This is a genomic window from Pseudomonas sp. BAY1663, assembly GCF_000582595.1.
GTDB classification, from domain to species: domain Bacteria; phylum Pseudomonadota; class Gammaproteobacteria; order Pseudomonadales; family Pseudomonadaceae; genus Stutzerimonas; species Stutzerimonas stutzeri_AF.
Map to the genome: position 1 here is coordinate 1 of NZ_AZSV01000093.1, position 16,928 is coordinate 16,928.

17 protein-coding genes and 4 pseudogenes are annotated in these 16,928 nt (G+C 67.3%); 13 read left to right on the forward strand and 8 right to left on the reverse strand.

All coding sequences use genetic code 11. The features are described from left to right. Positions 1-174 precede the first annotated feature (174 nt). The 7 genes from hisI to BAY1663_RS19300 all read left to right on the forward strand — a co-directional run bounded on the left by hisI (position 175) and on the right by BAY1663_RS19300 (position 3,688). On the forward strand, positions 175-570 hold the full coding sequence (gene hisI, locus BAY1663_RS19270) for a phosphoribosyl-AMP cyclohydrolase (protein ID WP_037043899.1): 396 nt from the start codon (positions 175-177) through the stop codon (positions 568-570). Beyond that, positions 563-895, forward strand: a complete 333-nt coding sequence (locus BAY1663_RS19275) for a phosphoribosyl-ATP diphosphatase (protein WP_037043901.1) — start codon at positions 563-565, stop codon at positions 893-895. Before hisI ends, BAY1663_RS19275 begins: the two co-directional genes overlap by 8 nt. 19 nt (positions 896-914) lie before the next feature. After that, positions 915-1,145 carry a twin-arginine translocase TatA/TatE family subunit gene (tatA, locus tag BAY1663_RS19280; protein WP_037043902.1) on the forward strand — a complete coding sequence of 77 codons (231 nt, stop codon included), beginning with the start codon at positions 915-917 and terminating at the stop codon, positions 1,143-1,145. Positions 1,146-1,238: 93 nt separating this feature from the next. Then, entirely contained in the window at positions 1,239-1,643 is a 405-nt protein-coding gene (gene tatB / locus BAY1663_RS19285) for a Sec-independent protein translocase protein TatB (protein WP_037043904.1), read from the forward strand. Next, positions 1,640-2,443, forward strand: coding sequence for a twin-arginine translocase subunit TatC (gene tatC, locus BAY1663_RS19290; protein ID WP_037043905.1), 804 nt, complete (start codon positions 1,640-1,642; stop codon positions 2,441-2,443). Before tatB ends, tatC begins: the two co-directional genes overlap by 4 nt. After that, entirely contained in the window at positions 2,440-3,147 is a 708-nt protein-coding gene (locus BAY1663_RS19295) for a 16S rRNA (uracil(1498)-N(3))-methyltransferase (RefSeq protein ID WP_037043907.1), read from the forward strand. The genes tatC and BAY1663_RS19295 overlap by 4 nt, the downstream gene beginning before the upstream one ends. Positions 3,148-3,268: 121 nt before the next feature. Next, entirely contained in the window at positions 3,269-3,688 is a 420-nt protein-coding gene (locus tag BAY1663_RS19300; protein WP_037043910.1) for a UPF0158 family protein, read from the forward strand. Positions 3,689-3,708: 20 nt separating this feature from the next. Here the strand turns inward: BAY1663_RS19300 and dtd are convergent. Together dtd and pip are read right to left on the reverse strand one after the other, a co-directional pair. Then, positions 3,709-4,145: pseudogene (dtd, locus tag BAY1663_RS19305) on the reverse strand (D-aminoacyl-tRNA deacylase). Between the two features lie 13 nt (positions 4,146-4,158). Further along, positions 4,159-5,130 carry a prolyl aminopeptidase gene (pip, locus tag BAY1663_RS19310; protein WP_037043912.1) on the reverse strand — a complete coding sequence of 324 codons (972 nt, stop codon included), beginning with the start codon at positions 5,128-5,130 and terminating at the stop codon, positions 4,159-4,161. A 78-nt stretch (positions 5,131-5,208) separates the two neighbouring features. Here pip and BAY1663_RS19315 point away from each other — a divergent pair, with 78 nt between their 5' ends. Next, positions 5,209-5,643 (forward strand): hypothetical protein, encoded by a 435-nt coding sequence (locus BAY1663_RS19315; RefSeq protein WP_037043915.1) that lies wholly within the window; start codon positions 5,209-5,211, stop codon positions 5,641-5,643. A gap of 9 nt (positions 5,644-5,652) precedes the next feature. On the opposite strand, the gene bamE is transcribed toward BAY1663_RS19315, so the two are convergent. The 4 genes and pseudogenes from bamE to BAY1663_RS19335 form a co-directional block, all read right to left on the reverse strand. After that, positions 5,653-5,907 carry an outer membrane protein assembly factor BamE gene (gene bamE, locus BAY1663_RS19320; RefSeq protein ID WP_037043918.1) on the reverse strand — a complete coding sequence of 85 codons (255 nt, stop codon included), beginning with the start codon at positions 5,905-5,907 and terminating at the stop codon, positions 5,653-5,655. A gap of 48 nt (positions 5,908-5,955) precedes the next feature. Continuing rightward, positions 5,956-6,558 carry a DUF924 family protein gene (locus BAY1663_RS19325; protein ID WP_037043920.1) on the reverse strand — a complete coding sequence of 201 codons (603 nt, stop codon included), beginning with the start codon at positions 6,556-6,558 and terminating at the stop codon, positions 5,956-5,958. 11 nt (positions 6,559-6,569) lie between these two features. Then, positions 6,570-7,571: pseudogene (locus BAY1663_RS19330) on the reverse strand (class 1 fructose-bisphosphatase); the annotation flags it as partial. A 159-nt stretch (positions 7,572-7,730) separates the two neighbouring features. Next, positions 7,731-10,181: a glycogen/starch/alpha-glucan phosphorylase gene (locus tag BAY1663_RS19335; protein WP_037043922.1), complete on the reverse strand. Its 2,451-nt coding sequence runs from the start codon at positions 10,179-10,181 to the stop codon at positions 7,731-7,733. A 206-nt stretch (positions 10,182-10,387) separates the two neighbouring features. Here BAY1663_RS19335 and BAY1663_RS19340 point away from each other — a divergent pair, with 206 nt between their 5' ends. Then, positions 10,388-10,789 (forward strand): YkgJ family cysteine cluster protein, encoded by a 402-nt coding sequence (locus tag BAY1663_RS19340; RefSeq protein ID WP_037043944.1) that lies wholly within the window; start codon positions 10,388-10,390, stop codon positions 10,787-10,789. A gap of 173 nt (positions 10,790-10,962) precedes the next feature. Continuing rightward, complete coding sequence (locus BAY1663_RS19345; protein ID WP_037043924.1) at positions 10,963-11,415, forward strand: thioesterase domain-containing protein; 453 nt, start codon at positions 10,963-10,965, stop codon at positions 11,413-11,415. A 218-nt stretch (positions 11,416-11,633) separates the two neighbouring features. Here the strand turns inward: BAY1663_RS19345 and cysQ are convergent, their stop codons facing one another. After that, entirely contained in the window at positions 11,634-12,476 is an 843-nt protein-coding gene (gene cysQ, locus BAY1663_RS19350) for a 3'(2'),5'-bisphosphate nucleotidase CysQ (RefSeq protein ID WP_037043927.1), read from the reverse strand. Beyond that, complete coding sequence (gene nudE / locus BAY1663_RS19355; RefSeq protein ID WP_037043930.1) at positions 12,473-13,039, reverse strand: ADP compounds hydrolase NudE; 567 nt, start codon at positions 13,037-13,039, stop codon at positions 12,473-12,475. Before nudE ends, cysQ begins: the two co-directional genes overlap by 4 nt. A gap of 125 nt (positions 13,040-13,164) precedes the next feature. Here nudE and yrfG point away from each other — a divergent pair, with 125 nt between their 5' ends. From yrfG to BAY1663_RS26080, 3 genes and pseudogenes are all read left to right on the forward strand, one after another. Then, the gene (yrfG, locus tag BAY1663_RS19360) at positions 13,165-13,842 is read left to right on the forward strand and encodes a GMP/IMP nucleotidase (RefSeq protein WP_164838475.1); all 678 of its coding nucleotides are present in this window, start codon (positions 13,165-13,167) and stop codon (positions 13,840-13,842) included. Between the two features lie 173 nt (positions 13,843-14,015). Then, positions 14,016-16,570, forward strand: a pseudogene (locus BAY1663_RS19365) (PAS domain-containing protein). 190 nt (positions 16,571-16,760) lie between these two features. Next, a pseudogene (locus BAY1663_RS26080) lies at positions 16,761-16,928 on the forward strand (hypothetical protein); the annotation flags it as partial.

Here is a 16,928-nt window from a genome sequence, read left to right on the forward strand (position 1 = left end):
CCGGCGCCGTGCTGCTGGGCGGCGGCGCGACCCTGGCGAGCAACGCCGCCAGCTTCACCGCGCTGGCCGCCTGGCCGGCCTGGCTCATGCTGGCGGCGGGCATCCTCATCGTGGTGCGCCGATAGCCAGCGCCGATTCGGGCTGGCACACTTGGCGCATTGAGCGGAGAATTCGATGAACTGGCTGGACGAGATCAACTGGAACGCCGACGGCTTGGTCCCGGCGATCGCGCAGGACCACAAGACAGGCCGCGTGCTGATGATGGCCTGGATGAACCGCGAGGCCCTGGCGCTGACCGCGCAGGAGAACCGCGCCATCTACTGGTCGCGCTCGCGCGGCAAGTTGTGGCGCAAGGGCGAGGAGTCCGGCCACGTGCAGCGGCTGCACGAACTGCGCCTGGACTGCGACGCGGACGTGATCATCCTCATGGTCGAGCAGATCGGCGGTATCGCCTGCCATACCGGCCGCGAAAGCTGCTTCTACCGCGTCTACGAAAACGGCGCCTGGAAAACCGTCGAACCGGTCCTCAAGGACCCCGGCGCCATCTATGCGGAGCACAAGCATGAGTGACACCTTCGCCCGCCTGGCCGAGGTGCTGGAAGCCCGCAAGGATGCGGCGCCGGACAGCTCCTACGTGGCCAGCCTGTATCACAAGGGGCTGAACAAGATTCTCGAAAAGGTCGGCGAGGAATCGGTGGAGACCATCCTCGCCGCCAAGGACGCCGCCGTCAGCGGCGACTGCAGCGACCTGATCTACGAAACCGCCGATCTCTGGTTCCACAGCCTGGTCATGCTCGCCGCCCTCGGCCAGCACCCGCAGGCGGTACTGGACGAGCTGGACCGGCGCTTCGGTCTCTCCGGGCACGCGGAAAAAGCCGCGCGCCCGCAAACCTGATTACATCGGAGATATCACCATGGGTTTTGGCGGCATCAGCATCTGGCAACTCCTGATCATCCTGCTCATCGTCATCATGCTGTTCGGTACCAAGCGCCTCAAGGGCCTGGGCTCCGATCTCGGCGATGCGATCAAGGGCTTCCGCAAATCCATGGGCACCGACGAGGACAAGCCCGGCGTGGAAGAGAAGCCGGGGCAGACCATCGACGCCCAGGCACGCAAGGTCGAAGAACCGACCAAGAAAGACTAGTCCCAACGCACGACGCGGCCGCGCGCCGGCGGACCTCCACTCGGATGCCCGCCCTTGCGCGGCCGCTCTCCCTTTTGATGTGAGCACGTCCTGATGTTCGATATCGGTTTCACCGAACTGCTGCTGGTCGGCCTGGTGGCGCTGCTGGTGCTCGGCCCGGAACGCCTGCCCGGCGCGGTGCGCACCACCGGCTTGTGGGTCGGCCGCCTGAAACGCAGCTTCAGCAACATCAAGGCCGAGGTCGAGCGCGAGATCGGCGCCGACGAGATTCGCCGGCAGTTGCACAACGAGCGCATCCTCGACCTCGAACGGGAAATGAAGCAAAGCATCCTGCCGCCGGCGACCGGCACCGCCTCGAGCGCGGGCGACAGCAAACCCGCCGCCAGCAGCCCGGCCGAACCGGCCAGCGTCGAACAGCCGGCCGGGCTCGAGCAGCCGGCCGAGCCGCCCAAGGCCGCCGAACCCGCTCCACGCCCTGACAGATCGCCCGAACCATGAGCCAGTCTTCCATCGACGACCAGGAAATGCCGCTGGTCGCCCACCTGACCGAGCTACGCAAGCGCCTGCTGCGCTGCGTGATCGCCATCGGCCTGCTGTTCGGCGGGCTGTTCTACTTCTCCCAGCAGATCTACGCGCTGGTCGCCGCACCGCTGCGCGCCTATCTGCCGGAAGGCGCGACGATGATCGCCACCGGCGTCGCCTCGCCGTTCCTGACGCCGTTCAAGCTGACGCTGATGGTCGCGCTGTTCCTCTCGATGCCGATCATCCTGCACCAGATCTGGGGCTTCATCGCCCCCGGCCTGTACAAGCACGAGAAGCGCATCGCCGTGCCGCTGCTGGTATCGAGCATCGTGCTGTTCTATGCCGGCATGGCCTTCGCCTACTTCGTGGTGTTCCCGATCATGTTCGGCTTCTTCGCCAGCGTGACCCCGGAAGGCGTGGCGATGATGACCGATATCGGCCAGTACCTGGATTTCGTCCTCACGCTGTTCTTCGCCTTCGGCGTGGCGTTCGAGATTCCGGTGGCGACCTTCCTGCTGATCTGGGTCGGCATCGTCGATGTCGCCAGCCTGCGCAAGAGTCGTCCCTACGTGATCGTCGGCTGCTTCGTGGTCGGCATGGTGCTGACGCCGCCGGACGTGTTCTCGCAGGCACTGCTGGCCGTGCCGATGTGGCTGCTGTTCGAGGCCGGGCTGATCTGCGGCAGCATGGTCAAGAAGCGCGACGCGCATTTCCGTGGCGATGCCGAGCCGGAGGCCTCGGAACCCGGCGACCAGCCACCCGCGCCACGTCCGTGAACCTGCTGCTGCTCGAAACGGCCGATTTCGTCGCCGGCGACCGCGTGCTGCTGCGCGACCGTCGCCTCACGCACCTGCAGCAGGTACATCGCGCCGAGGCCGGCGAAACCCTGCGCGTCGGCCTGCTCGGCGGCCACATGGGCAGCGGTCGCCTGCTGCGCCTGGATGCCCGCGAGGCCGAACTGCAAGTGACCCTCGACCAGCCGCCGCCGGCCAAGCTGCCGGTGACCCTGCTGCTCGCCCTGCCGCGGCCGAAGATGCTGCGCCGGGTGCTGCAGACCGTCGCCGCCATGGGCGTGCCGCGCCTGGTGCTGCTCAACAGCTACCGGGTGGAAAAGAGCTTCTGGCAGACGCCCTTCCTCGAACCCGCGGCTATTCGCGAACAGCTGGTCCTGGGCCTGGAGCAGGCGCGCGATACCGTGCTGCCCGAGGTCAGCATCGAAAAGCGCTTCAAGCCCTTCGTCGAGGATCGCCTGCCACAGCTGGCCGCCGGCACCCGCGGCCTGCTCGGCCATCCCGGCGACTATCCGGCCTGCCCCCGTGCGCTGGCCGAGCCGGTGACCCTGGCCATCGGCCCGGAAGGCGGCTGGATTCCCTATGAGGTGGAAAAGCTCGCCGCCGCCGGCCTGCAGCCGGTGCAGCTCGGCGAGCGCATCCTGCGCGTGGAAACGGCGGTCAGCGCGCTGCTGGCCCGGTTGTTCTGAGCGAATCGACCACAGCGTTTACAGCCGGCCCCGATGAACGTAGCGCACCCAGCCGGTGCACGGGGGTCAGAGAGCTAGGGTCTTTCCCCGACAGAATCCCAATCAAAGAGCCGTCCTTGCCATGCGACCACTGACCATCGACTTGCACCGCCTGGAATACGCACTGGACGGGCGCGATACCGCCGAATACTACCTCGACCTGGAAAACGGCGAGATTCGCGCGGTCTTCCCCGGCGAGCCGGCGCCCGGCGTCATGGAGAAGTACGACGTGCAGCAGGATCGCTACCTGCAGATAGAGCCGCTGGAACTGGCGCAATCGATCGCCATGCGCGAGGCCTTCCTGTTCACCCAGCACGACCCCATCGCGCATGCCGTGCTGAGCAATGCACTGAACGGTCGCAAACCGCTGCGCACCTTCGATTTCAAGCTGGAAGATTTTCCCGAGACCCGCGAGGCCTGGCTGCGCTACCAGACCGTGCAGCTTCGCGAATACGCCATCAGCTGGCTGCACGACAACGACCTGGAGCCGGCCGGGCGCTGAGGTCCGAGCCAGCCCGTGATTCAGCTCTCCAGCAGGAAGGTCACCGGCCCGTCGTTGAGCAGGTGCACCTGCATCTCGGCGCCGAAACGCCCGCAGGCCACCTGCGGGTGCTGCTGGCGCGCCTGCGCGAGCAGGTAGTCGTAGAGCTCTTCGCCCTGCGCCGGTGGCGCGGCGGAGGAAAAGCTCGGGCGCAAACCGCTGCGGGTATCGGCCGCCAGGGTGAATTGCGACACCAGCAGCAGGCCGCCGCCGACGTCCTGCAACGAGCGGTTCATCCGCCCCTCGCATCGCCGAACACCCGGTAGTTGAGCAGCTTGTGCAGCAGCTTGTCGGCCCGCGCACGGTCGTCCTCGCGTTCGACGCCGACCAGTACCAGCAGGCCCTGGTCGATGGCGCCGACCACCTCACCGGCGACTTCGACTCGCGCATGCCGCACGCGCTGGATCAGCCCCTTCATCCGCGCGTCTCCATCAGGCATCCGCCGGCGGCAGGTCGAGCAGGCGATGGGCGATCTCGCCGGTGGCGCGCACCAGCGCATCGGCGATCCCGCTTTCCGCCGCGGAATGGCCGGCGTCGCGGATGATCTGCAGCTCGCTGTTCGGCCAGGCCTGGTGCAGTGCCCAGGCATTGTCCAGCGGGCAGATGGCATCGTAGCGGCCATGCACGATGATGCCGGGCAGGTGGGCGATCTTCGGCATGTCGCGCAGCAACTGGTCCGGCTCGAGGAAGGCCTGGTTGACGAAGTAGTGGCATTCGATGCGCGCCATCGACAGCGCGCGATGAGCATCGGTGAAGCGCTCGACCACGTGGTTGTTCGGCCGCAGGGTGGCGGTACGCCCCTCCCAGCAGGACCAGGCCTTGGCCGCGTGCATCTGGGCGATCTGGTCGCTGCCGGTGAGCCTGCGGTAGTACGCCTGCATCAGGTCGTCGCGCTCCTCCGGCGGGATCGGTGCGATGAAGTCCTGCCAGTAGTCGGGGAACAGGCGGCTGGCGCCGTCCTGGTAGAACCAGGCCAGATCGTGCGGCCGGCAGAGGAAGATGCCGCGCAGGATCAGTGCGTGCACGTGCTCGGGGTAGGCCTGGGCGTAGGCCAGCGACAGCGTCGAGCCCCAGGAGCCGCCGAACAGCACCCACTTGTCGATGCCCAGGTGTTCGCGAATGCGCTGCATGTCGGCGATCAGGTGCGCGGTGGTGTTGTCCTCCAGGCTCGCATGCGGCGTCGAGCGCCCGCAGCCGCGCTGGTCGAAGGTGATGATGCGGTACAGGGTCGGGTCGAAGAAGCGCCGGCTGATGGCGTCGCAGCCGCCGCCGGGGCCGCCATGCACGAACACCACCGGCAGACCATCCGGCGAACCGCTCTCGTCGACGTAAAGCACATGCGGTTCTTCGACCGCCAGCTCGTGCCGGGCGTAGGGTTTTATCTCCGGAAACAAGGTCTGCATGGCACACTCCCGATCTACGGCGGGCCGGCCAGCCCGCATGACGTTAGCGGCATCATAACGGGGTTCGAGGAGTTGAGCATGTCACCGTGGAAATTAGCCGCTACCATCCCCCTGCTCTGTGCACTGTCGCTCGCCAGCTGCGCGCGCGACGATCCGGAAGCGGCGCTGCAGGCCGCCGCCGAGAGGCTCCAGGCCAGCCTGGAAAGCAAGCAGACCAGCGCACTGATGGAGCTGCTGCACGCCGACTTCCAGGCCCAGCGGCAGTACGACCGCGAGTGGGCCAGGCGTACCGCAGCGCTGATGTTCCTGCGCCATCGCAACGTCAAGGTGATCGCGCTGACCCAGCGAAGCTGGATCGATCCCACTTATCCCGACCGCGGCCACACCGAGGCACAGCTCGCCCTGACCGGCGCCGAAGCGCTGATTCCGCAGCAGGCGGGCCACTACCAGATCCGGCTGCAGTGGCGGCGGGAAGGGAACGACTGGCAACTGGCGCAGCTGGAGTGGGACTGAGCGGGGCGGCTACTTGAGGCCCTTGCCGGAAAACATCATCACCTTGTCGCCGGCGAACTGCACGCTGATGAAGCGGTTCTTCTCGCCCCAGGTGCAGCTGGACATGCCCAGCGCGCCGGCGCACTCGGCCGGCTTGCCGAGCAGTCGCTCCACCTCGGCGCGTTCCATGCCGGGCTTGAGCTTGGCGAAGTTCTCCTGGGTGATCGGGCTGCAGGCGCCGAGCAACAGCGCGGCGGCGATCAGCAATGGGGTACGCAACGACATATCGAGCTCCTTGCTTCTTTATAGGATTCACTGCATCGCAGCCGGCACTCAGAAACCCGAACCCGGGCGTGCCAGAAAGGCCGCCTCGGCGTCGCTGGACTCGCGCCCGAGCATGGCGTTGCGATGGGGAAAGCGGCCGAAACGCGAGATCACCTCGCGGTGGCGCTCGGCATAATCGAGAAAGTCGTCGTACAGCTTGCGCTCGCCGGCCGCGGCGATGTCCCGCAGCGCGGTGAAATGCGCGACGGCCAGCTCCTGCACGGCGAGATTCTCGCTGTGCTCCAGCACCAGGTAGACGAATACCCGCTGGATCGGCGCCAGCAGCATGTCGCCGCCGTGTGCCAGGCCATCGCGGACCAGCTGCTGGGCACGCGCATCGCCGGCGAACGCCTGCGGCGTGCCGCGATGGATCATCCGCGGCAGCTGGTCGAGCAACAGCAGCAACGCCAGCCAGCCCTCGGGCTGCCCGACCCATTCCTGCAGGCCACCATCGAGCGCCTGCTGCGTCCAGGCGCCGAAGCGCTCGCCGGCCTCGGCATCCTGCGCCGGCTTGTAGCCGAACCACAGCGCATGCTTCTCGGCGGCGATGTCAGCCGCCGTGGCGCCCTGGCCGAACCACCAGTCGAACAGTTGCTGCCAGGGGGCCGGCATCGCTCAGCCTGGTGGTAGCCGGTGATGCGTTCGACTTCTTCCTTCGAGCCGAGGAACACCGCCACGCGCTGGTGCAGGGATTCGGGCTGGATATCGAGGATGCGCTGCAGGCCATTGGTGGCCGCGCCGCCGGCCTGCTCGATGATCATCGACATCGGGTTGGCCTCGTACATCAGGCGCAGCTTGCCCGGCTTCTCCGGCTCGCGGGCGTCGCGCGGGTACATGAACAGGCCGCCGCGGGTGAGGATGCGGTGCACGTCGGCGACCATCGAGGCGATCCAGCGCATGTTGTAGTTCTTGCCCAGCGGCCCGGTCTCGCCGGCCAACAGCTCGCCGACGTAGCGCCTGACCGGCTCTTCCCAGTGGCGCTGGTTGGACATGTTGATGGCGAATTCGGCGGTGCTTTCCGGCACTCGCAGACGCTCGTGGGTGAGCACGAAGCTGCCCAGCTCGCGGTCCAGGGTGAAGCCCATGACGCCATCGCCGAGGGTCAGCACCAGCATGGTCTGCGGGCCGTAGATGGCGTAGCCGGCGGCGACCTGCTTGGTGCCGGGCTGGAGGAAGGCTTCCTCGCCCAGCGCGTCATTCTGGCTGAAGCAGGCATCCGGGCAGCGCAGCACCGAGAAGATGGTGCCGACCGAGACGTTCACGTCGATGTTGCTGGAGCCGTCCAGCGGATCGAAGACCAGCAGGTAGGCGCCCTTGGGGTACTTGCCGGGAATCTGGTAGGCGTTGTCCATTTCCTCGGAAGCCATGCCGGCCAGGTGCCCGCCCCATTCGTTGGCCTCCAGCAGGATCTCGTTGGAGAGCACGTCGAGCTTCTTCTGCACCTCGCCCTGGATGTTCTCGCTGTCGTTACTGCCCAGCACCCCGCCGAGGGCGCCCTTGGATACCGCGTGGCTGATCTCCTTGCACGCTCGCGCGACCACCTCGATTAGAAAGCGCAGGTCCGCCGGGGTGTTGTTGCTGCGAGTCTGCTCGATGAGGTAGCGACTGAGGGTTACGCGTGACATGGAAATGGCTCCGGAGGAAGGATAAACCCGCGCAGTTTAGCAGGCCGCGGGGAAACTAACTCCCCTCAGACCGGCAGGCAGCAGGCAGAGTTCAGCGAAACGGCAAGCGGCCGCCGGCATCGCTGGTGGCACCGCCCGTACAGCCTGCAGGCAGGCGCGCTACATGACCTTCCAGATATCGCGGGCATATTCGCGGATGGTCCGGTCCGAAGAGAACCAGCCCATCCGCGCGGTGTTCAGCACCGCCGAGCGCCACCAGCGGGCCGGGTCGCGCCAGCACGCCTCGACATCCAGCTGCGCCTGCCAGTAGGCGTCGAAGTCGGCGCAGACCATGAAGGTGTCGTGCCAGCTGAGGCCGTCCACCAGGCCGGCGTAGCGGGCCGGGTCCTCCGAGCAGAAGGCGCCGCCACGAATCGCCGCCAGCACCTCCTTGAGCCGTGGGGTGGCGTCGATGGTGGCCTCGGCGTTGTATTCGTTGGCGAGCTTGCGCGCGCTCACCTGCTGCGCGGTGAGGCCGAAGATGAACATGTGCTCCAGCCCCACCTGCTCGCTCATCTCGACATTGGCGCCGTCCAGCGTGCCGATGGTCAGCGCGCCGTTGAGGGCGAACTTCATGTTGCTGGTGCCGGAAGCCTCCAGGCCGGCGGTGGAGATCTGCTCGGAGAGGTCGGCGGCGGGAATGATGTCCTCGGCCAGGCTGACGTTGTAGTTGGGCAGGAACACCACCTTGAGCAGGCCGCGCACCGTGGGGTCGGCGTTGATGGTGTTGGCGATGTCGTTGCTCAGCTTGATGATCAGCTTGGCCTGGTGATAGCTGGCCGCCGCCTTGCCGGCGAAGATCTTCACCCGCGGTACCCAGTTGCCGCCCGGATCGTCGCGAATGGCGTGGTACAGCGCCACGGTGTGCAGCAGGTTGAGCAACTGGCGCTTGTATTCGTGGATGCGCTTGACGTGCACGTCGAACAGCGCCTGCGGATCGACGCAGATGCCCAGGCGCTCGTGGATCACATTCGCCAGATGCCGCTTGTTGGCCAGCCGCTGCTCGGCGAAGCGCTGGCGAAAGTGCGCCTGCTCGGCATAGGGCTCGAGCTCGCGCAGGCGCGTCTCCGGCGCATCGAGCAGGTCCTCGCCGAGGTTGTCGACCAGCAGCCGGGTGAGCTGCGGGTTGGCCTGGTACAGCCAGCGGCGGAAGGTGATGCCGTTGGTCTTGTTGTTGATCCGCTGCGGATACAGCCCGTGCAGGTCGGTGAACACCGTCTTGCGCATCAGCTGGGTATGCAGGGCCGAGACGCCATTGGTGCTGTGCGAGCCGAGGAAGGCCAGGTTGCCCATGCGCACCCGGCGGCCGTGGTCCTCCTCGATCAGCGAGACCGAGCGCAGCAGGTCGGCGTCGTGCAGCCCGCGCTCGCGCAGGCAGTCGAGGTGGAAGGCGTTGATCAGGTAGATGATCTGCATGTGCCGTGGCAGCAGGCGCTCCATCAGCCCCACCGGCCAGGTTTCCAGCGCCTCGGGCAGCAGCGTGTGGTTGGTATAGGACAGCGTCGCGGTGGTCAGCCGCCAGGCATGCGTCCACTCGTAGCCGTGCACGTCGACCAGCAGGCGCATCAACTCGGCCACGGCGATCGCCGGGTGGGTGTCGTTGAGCTGGATGGCGGCGAACTCCGGCAGGTTGTCCAGCGTGCCGCGCTGCTTGAGGTGGCGGCGCAGCAGATCCTGCAACGAGGCGGCGACGAAGAAATATTCCTGGCGCAGGCGCAGCTCCTGGCCGGCCTCGGTGCTGTCGGCCGGGTAGAGCACCCGCGAGATGCTTTCGGCGCGCGCCTCTTCGGCAGCGGCACCGATATGGTCGCCGGCGTTGAAGCGCTCCAGGTGGAAATCCGCCTCCGGCCGGGCGCGCCACAGGCGCAGGGTGTTCACGCCCGCCCCGCGCCAGCCGACGATCGGCGTGTCGTAGGCGATCGCCCGCACGCCTTCGGCCCAGTGCCAGAAATGCTGCACCTCGCCGCGCTCGTCGGTGCTGGCGGCGACGTTGCCGCCGAAACCGATCAAGTAGCTGACCTCCGAGCGCTCGAACTCCCAGGGGTTGCCCAAATCCAGCCAGGTTTCGGTCTGCTCGTGCTGCCAGCCATCGACGATGGCCTGACGGAACAGGCCATGGTCGTAGCGGATGCCGTAACCGTGCGAGGCCACGCCCAGGGTCGCCATGCTTTCCATGAAGCAGGCCGCCAGGCGCCCCAGGCCACCGTTCCCCAGCGCCGCATCCGGCTCCAGCAGGCGGATGCGGTCGATATCCACGTCCAGCTCCGCCAGCGCTTCGCGCGCCACCTCGAACAGGCCGAGGTTGCTCAGGCTGTCGACCAGCAGGCGGCCGATGAGGAATTCCAGGGAAAGGTAGTAGACCCGCTTCTGGCCCTCGCGGTAGGTCTGCCGGGTGCAGTCCATCCAGCGATCGATGGTGCTGTCACGCGCGGCCAGGGCGACGGCCTCGAACCAGTCGTGGTCCGAGGCATGCTCCGGGTCCTTGCCCACCGCGTAGGTGAGCTTGCGCAACACGCGTTCACGGAAAGCGGTGACCTCATCGGCGGTGGGATTAACGGTTTCCTGCGTCATGGACAGACCTCGGTTAGCGAAGACACACAAAAGGGACTCATGGCAGCCGCGCCCGTTCATCTACGGCGTTGACGATCCTGAAAGGTTTGCAGGTTTCCCTTACATCTGCGCTACCGCCTGTCCGGCAATGGCGCGGGGCGGAAACACTGGCAATTCCCGCGCAGATCGCTATGATCGCGCCGCCCCACCTGCTCGAACGCCCGCCCGTGAAGAACAAGCTGATCGCCTCCGCCGACCCGGATCGCCTGGAAACCTGGGTGCGCTACAGCAATGGCCTGTGCCGCGACTGCCATGCGACCTGTTGCACCCTGCCGGTGGAAGTGCGCATCGATGACCTGATCCGCCTGGAGCTGGTCGACGCCTTCGAGCGCGACGAGCCGGCGAAGACCATCGCCAAGCGCCTGGGCAAGGCCGGCATCGTCGAGCACTTCAACCACAAGCACGAAATCTTCACCCTGACCCGGCTGGCCAACGGCGACTGCCTCTATCTGGACCACAAGACCCGCCTCTGCAGCGTCTATGCCAAACGCCCGGACACCTGCCGCAACCACCCGCGCATCGGCCCGCGACCGGGTTACTGCGCCTACCGCAGCAAGTCTTCGGGCTGACGCCGGCGCACCACCAGCTACCCCCGGCGGCATCTCCGGCACCGTTCGGGAACACCAGCCGCCAGGCGCGCCGGCCGCCCGGCGAAAGTCGCGAACGGGCTGGCCAAACCGTGACTCAAGAGTCATGCTTGGCGTCTGTCTGTATCTTCGTAACGTTTAGGAACCGCCCCGGCATGAGCCGCGATAGCCGCTACCTGGAAGCCATCCTCCATCACGACATCCCGCTGACCCGCTCGCTGGGCCTGCGCGTCGATCAGTGGGAAAACCACGAGCTGCGCCTGCAGGTACCGCTGCAGCCGAACATCAACCACAAGAGCAGCATGTTCGGTGGCAGCCTGTATTGCGCCGCGGTACTGGCCGGCTGGGGCTGGCTGCACCTGCGCCTGCGCGAGGCGGGCATCGAGGACGGCCATATCGTCATCCACGAGGGGCAGATCGAATACCCGTTGCCGGTGGTGGACGACGCCATCGCCATCTGCTCGGCGCCGAGCGAAGCCGCCTGGGAACGCTTCGAGGCCATCTACCGCCGCCGCGGCCGCTCGCGCCTGGAGCTGCAAAGCCGGATCCTGGCGGCCGACGGCCGTGATGCCGTGCGTTTCACCGGGCAGTTCGTCTTGCACAAGTAAGGCGGCTGCAAGCCAGGCTCATCGGCAACGCCGAGCGCACGACGCCCCGTAGGAGCGAGCCATGCTCGCGAATCCCGACCACACGAAGGCATCGCGGGCATGGCCCGCTCCTACGGAAGTGCCAATTCCACGCAGCAGCGCGTTTCCCCGGTGAAACAGGAAGCGAGCCTGAAGCGCATCCGCTCCATCACCGCGCCTGCCAGGCTCCTTCTTCCCGCTCAAGCTTCCGGCTTCAAGCCGCTTTCGCTGCCCCGCGCGATACCGATCAGCCCGTCACGCCAGGCGACACCCCCGGGCAAGGCCAGGAACGAGGGATTGAGATAGCTCTCCCGCGCCTCATAGCTCAGCGGCGCACCGCTGAGATCCAGCACCTCGCCACCGGCGCCTTCGAGCACGCCCTGGGCCGCGGCCGTATCCCACTGCGAGGTGGGCGCCAGGCGCGGGTAGCAATCGGCCGCGCCTTCGGCGAGCAGGCAGAACTTCAGCGAACTGCCGACATTCACCAGCGCCAGCTCGCCGAAGCGCTGGCGCAGGCCAGCGAGCAGGCGCTCCTGGGCGGGGCTGCTGTGGCGCCGGCTGGCCACCAGGGTGAACGCCTGCGGCGAACGCTGGCGCACGCGCAAGGGCTGGGTATCGCCCGAGGCTTCACTGCGCCAGGCGCCGAAATCCTCGCCACCGTAATAACAGCGGCCGCTGGCGGGTATCCCGACCACGCCGAAGCGCACCTTGCCCTGCTCGACCAGCGCCACGTTGACGGTGAACTCCTCGCTGCCGGCGATGAATTCCTTGGTGCCGTCCAGCGGATCGACCAGCCACCAGCGCGTCCAGCCGGCCCGCTCGCCGAGCGGGGCCGCGCAGTCCTCTTCCGAAAGCACCGGGATGCTGGCATCCAGCGCCGTCAGGCCCTCCAGCAACACGTGATGGGCGGCCAGGTCCGCAGCCGTGACCGGCGACGCATCGGCCTTGGCCTGCACCTCCAGATCGCTGCGCCAGTACGGCAGGATGGCTTCGCCGGCCTGGCGCACCAGATCGATCACCGCCGACAGATAGGGATGGCTCATGGGGTGAACTCCCCGCGCTGGGTCAATAGATCGCGGGCCAGGTAGAGCGCCGCCAGGGCGCGCCCCTCGCTGAACTGCGGATGCTGGATCAGGCTCGACAGCTCGCGCAGGCTGACCTGCTCGATACGCATCGGCTCCGGCTCGTCTCCGGGGAGGTGCTCGGGATACAGGTCGCGCGCCAGCACCACCTGGATCTTCTGGCTCATGTAGCCCGGCGACAGCGACAGCTCGGTCAGCAGCTCCAGGCGCCGGGCGCCGAAACCGGCCTCTTCCTTGAGTTCGCGGTTGGCGGCCTCCAGCACATCCTCGCCGGGCTCGATCAGGCCCTTGGGCAGGGACAGCTCGTAGCTGTCGGTGCCGCCGCAGTATTCCTCGATCAGCAGGGCGTTCTCGGCATCGACCAGCGCCACGATCATCACCGCGCCGTAGCCGCTGCCCTTGCCGACCAGGCGTTCGTAGGTGCGCTCCACGCCGTTGGAAAAGCGCAGCTGCAATTCCTCGACACGGAACAGGCGGCTGCTGGCGACGATCTCACGAGCGAGCACGGTGGGTTTCTGGCGCATGGGCAACTCCTGGAAACGCGAGCGGCTATCATAACCCGGCTTTTTGCGATGACCGTGAGCGCTTTGCAACCAGCCGACCACCGACGCCCTTTCAACCCACCGCCGCACGAAGAGCCTGTCCCATGATCGCGTCCCTGCCCTGGTCCGAAATCGACACCGTCCTGCTCGACATGGACGGCACCCTGCTGGACCTGCATTTCGACAACCACTTCTGGCTCGAACTGCTGCCGCAGCGCTACGCCGAACGCCACGCCATCAGCCGCGCGATGGCCGAACTGGAGCTGGCGCCGCTGTTCAACGAACACGTCGGCAAGCTCACCTGGTACTGCCTGGACTACTGGAGCCGTGAGCTCGACCTGCCGATCCGCGAGATGAAGCGCGAGGTGGCCGAGCTGATCGCCCTGCGCCCGGCCGCCGACGAATTCCTCGGCGCCCTGCGCGCGGCGGGCAAGCGCGTGGTATTGATCACCAATGCGCATCGCGACTCGCTGTCGCTGAAACTGGAGAAGGTCGAACTGGCGCCCTGGTTCGATCGCCTGATCAGCTCCCACGACTATGGCTTCCCCAAGGAAGAGGCGCAGTTCTGGCACGCACTCAGGCAGGACCTAGCATTCGACCCGGCGCGCGCGCTGTTCATCGACGACAGCCTGCCGATCCTGCGCAGCGCCCGGCGCTTCGGCGTGGCCCACCTGCTCGCGGTTCGCGAACCGGACAGCCGCCGCGCGCCGAAGGACACCGAGGAGTTCGCCGCGGTCGAGGATTACCTCGACCTGGTGCGCAGCCTGCAAGGCCACCGGGCCTGACGGGAAACGCTGCACCCCTGGCCGCGCAGGCCTTACACTTGGCCGCGTTGTCGCCGACAGCACCCGGTTCCAGGACGAACGGGGGTCGGCAAGCATCGAAACGACGGAACCGAAACGCCCGCTACCTGTCTCGGTTCCGCAGTTCAGCCACGGATTGATCGATAGGACACGACATGCCAGCAGCAGGGGCCGACCTCTGGCCGCACAGCAACAGCGAGATGGGGCGGCAGATCCGCCGGCACGACTGGAGTGCGACGAAGCTGGGACCGCTCCAGCGCTGGCCGGCGGCCCTGCGCGTACTGCTCGACACCATCCTCGAGGCCCCGCTGCCGATGTGCATCCTCTGGGGCGAGCAGGCGCTGCAACTGTACAACGACGCCCATGCCGCGCTGATCGGCAGCCGCCACCCCGCCGAACTCGGCCAGCCCGCCTGCAGCCGCTGGGGCGCGACCTGGGAACTGCTCGCGCCGGCCTGCGACACCGCCCGCCGCGGCGAGGCCCGCGTGTTGTACAACCAGCACCTGAAGCTCGAACGCGACGGCGGGCTCGTCGAGGCCTGGTTCAACCTCGCCCTCAGCCCGATCCGCGACGACCGGCAGGGCATCGGCGGGCTGCTGCTGTGCCTCTGCGAAACCAGCGACCGCGTGCGTAGCGAGGCCCGCCTGTCGCAGGCCGCGCTGCGCTACAAGCTCAGCGCCGAAGCCCACCGGCTCAGCGAACACCGCCTGCAGCTGGCGCTGGAGGCCAGCGACCTGATCGGCATCTGGGACTGGGACATCGGCCCCGGCAGCGCGCCCGCCGGGGCCGAACTGTCACGCGTCCACCAGCTCGAACTGCCCGGCGGCAGCCAGGGACTCTCGCTCGAGGCGTTCTTCGAGCACATCCATGGCGATGACCATGGCCGCGTGCGCGCCGCGCTGGAGCAGTGCATCGCCAGCGGAGGCGAACTGGCCGAGCGCTATCGCCTGCACAGCGACGGCGGCGAAACGCGCTGGGCCTTCGCCCGCGGGCGCTGCCACTACGACGACGCCGGCCGGGCACTGCGCTTTCCCGGCGCGGTGATGGACATCACCCGGCAACACCTCAGCGAAGAGGCCCTGCGCAACAGCGAAGCCGAGCTGAAGATCATCACCGACGCCCTGCCCGTGCTGATCGCCTACATCGACAACCAGGAGCGCTTCCGCTTCCACAACCGCTCCTGCCGCGAATGGCTCGGCCAGTCCCGGCTGGTCGGGCGAACCTTGCAGGAGGTGCTCGGCGAGCAGGTCTATGCCAGCCGCACGGGGAACATCCGTGCCGCGCTGAGCGGGCAGCGGGTCGCCTTCGAGGCCAACCACCAGGCGACGGCACGCCACGCCACCTGCTGGTGCAGTACCTGCCGCGGCACGACGAGCACGAGGTGGTACAGGGCTTCTTCGTCCTCGCCCTCGACGTCAGCGAGCGGCGCCAGGCCGAGCAGGCGCTGCGCGAACTCAACGAGACGCTGGAGAGCCGCGTCCAGGAGCGTACCGAGGCGCTGGCGGAAGTCTACGAGCGCCTGCTCAAGGAAATGGCCACCCGCGAGCAGACCCAGGCCGCGCTGCGCCAGGCGCAGAAGATGGAGGCGGTCGGCCAGCTCACCGGCGGCATCGCCCACGACTTCAACAACATGCTCACCGGCATCATCGGCGGGCTCGACCTGATCCAGCGCTACATCCAGTCCGGCCGCCACGCCGAGACCCAGCGCTTCATCGAGGCCGCGGCCACCTCGGCCAATCGCGCCGCCGCACTGACCCACCGCCTGCTGGCCTTCGCCCGCCGCCAGCCGCTGAACCTCAAGCGGGTCGAGCTGAACGAGCTGATCGATTCGATGCGCGACCTGCTGAGCCGCACGCTGGGCAGCCATATCCGCATCGAGACCGACCTGCAGGCCGGACTATGGGCTGCCAACAGCGACGAAAACCAGCTGGAAAGCGCCCTGCTCAACCTGGTGATCAATGCGCGCGACGCCATGCCCGACGGCGGCACCCTGCGCATCGCCACCGCCAACGTGCAGTTGCAGCACCAGGGCGAGATCGGCGAGCTGGCCGCCGGGCGCTATGTCACCCTCAGCGTCGCCGACAGCGGCTGCGGCATGACCGCCAAGGTGCTGGCCAGTGTCTTCGAGCCCTTCTTCACCACCAAGCCCATCGGCCAGGGCACCGGCCTCGGCCTGTCGATGATCTACGGCTTCACCCGCCAGGCCGGGGGCCACGTGCAGATCACCAGCACCCTCGGCGAAGGTACCGAGGTGCGCCTCTACCTGCCGGCCCACCAGCAACAGCCGCAAACGGCTGCCGTCGCTGGCGAAGCCGGCGGCGCGCTGCAGGCGCAGCAGGGCGAAAGCGTACTGGTGGTCGAGGATGATCCGGCGGTCCGCCTGCTGGTCCTCGATGTGCTGGAAATGCTCGGTTACCGCGCCCTGGAAGCGGCCGACGGCAACCGCGCGGTGGAAGTGCTGGGAACCGACGAGCACATCGACCTGCTGATCACCGATGTCGGCCTACCGGGAATGAATGGTCGGCAACTGGCCGACATCGCCCGCCAGCGCCGTCCCGACCTGCTGGTGCTGTTCATGACCGGCTATGCCGAGCAGGCCGCCAGCAGCGGCTTCCTCGACCCCGGCATGGATATGATCAGCAAGCCGTTCAATCTCGACGAGCTGGCCAAGCGCGTGCGCGACATGCTCATCGCCGCCGACCGGCGCTGACGCCCAGGACGCCCCCGTGAAGGGGCTGACGCCCGCGAGCCCCCCGACCGCCTCGCCAAGCCAAAGTTCCTCTTTAAAATCAAATAATTACAAAACAAGAACGGCGTCACTCATTTCGTCGGGAAAGCCTTGCGGCAAGCGCAACGGCACGTGAGGATCGCGCGGCCATTCCACAGTTCGGGATAACACCATGAAGTACGCCTCGATTTTCCTGTTGTCCGCCAGCTTGCTCAGTGGCGCGGCGGTCGCCGGCAGCAACACCGAGGCCGCCGTCGGCGGCGCTGGGCGGGGCCCTGGGTTCGGTGGTGGGCGAGCACCTGGGCGGATCGACCGGTGCCGCGATCGGCGCCGGCGCGGG

What these genes read in the sequence shown, in the direction of transcription:
- nudE (WP_037043930.1), bottom strand. Translation starts at nt 13,039, where the DNA reads ATGCGCCAGAAACCCACCGTGCTCGCTCGTGAGATCGTCGCCAGCAGC.
- pip (WP_037043912.1), bottom strand. Translation starts at nt 5,130, where the DNA reads ATGCAGACCTTGTTTCCGGAGATAAAACCCTACGCCCGGCACGAGCTG.
- BAY1663_RS19300 (WP_037043910.1), top strand. Translation starts at nt 3,269, where the DNA reads ATGCGACCACTGACCATCGACTTGCACCGCCTGGAATACGCACTGGAC.
- BAY1663_RS19335 (WP_037043922.1), bottom strand. Translation starts at nt 10,181, where the DNA reads ATGACGCAGGAAACCGTTAATCCCACCGCCGATGAGGTCACCGCTTTC.
- tatB (WP_037043904.1), top strand. Translation starts at nt 1,239, where the DNA reads ATGTTCGATATCGGTTTCACCGAACTGCTGCTGGTCGGCCTGGTGGCG.
- bamE (WP_037043918.1), bottom strand. Translation starts at nt 5,907, where the DNA reads ATGTCGTTGCGTACCCCATTGCTGATCGCCGCCGCGCTGTTGCTCGGC.
- BAY1663_RS19345 (WP_037043924.1), top strand. Translation starts at nt 10,963, where the DNA reads ATGAGCCGCGATAGCCGCTACCTGGAAGCCATCCTCCATCACGACATC.
- tatA (WP_037043902.1), top strand. Translation starts at nt 915, where the DNA reads ATGGGTTTTGGCGGCATCAGCATCTGGCAACTCCTGATCATCCTGCTC.
- BAY1663_RS19325 (WP_037043920.1), bottom strand. Translation starts at nt 6,558, where the DNA reads ATGCCGGCCCCCTGGCAGCAACTGTTCGACTGGTGGTTCGGCCAGGGC.
- tatC (WP_037043905.1), top strand. Translation starts at nt 1,640, where the DNA reads ATGAGCCAGTCTTCCATCGACGACCAGGAAATGCCGCTGGTCGCCCAC.
- BAY1663_RS19315 (WP_037043915.1), top strand. Translation starts at nt 5,209, where the DNA reads ATGTCACCGTGGAAATTAGCCGCTACCATCCCCCTGCTCTGTGCACTG.
- hisI (WP_037043899.1), top strand. Translation starts at nt 175, where the DNA reads ATGAACTGGCTGGACGAGATCAACTGGAACGCCGACGGCTTGGTCCCG.
- cysQ (WP_037043927.1), bottom strand. Translation starts at nt 12,476, where the DNA reads ATGAGCCATCCCTATCTGTCGGCGGTGATCGATCTGGTGCGCCAGGCC.
- BAY1663_RS19275 (WP_037043901.1), top strand. Translation starts at nt 563, where the DNA reads ATGAGTGACACCTTCGCCCGCCTGGCCGAGGTGCTGGAAGCCCGCAAG.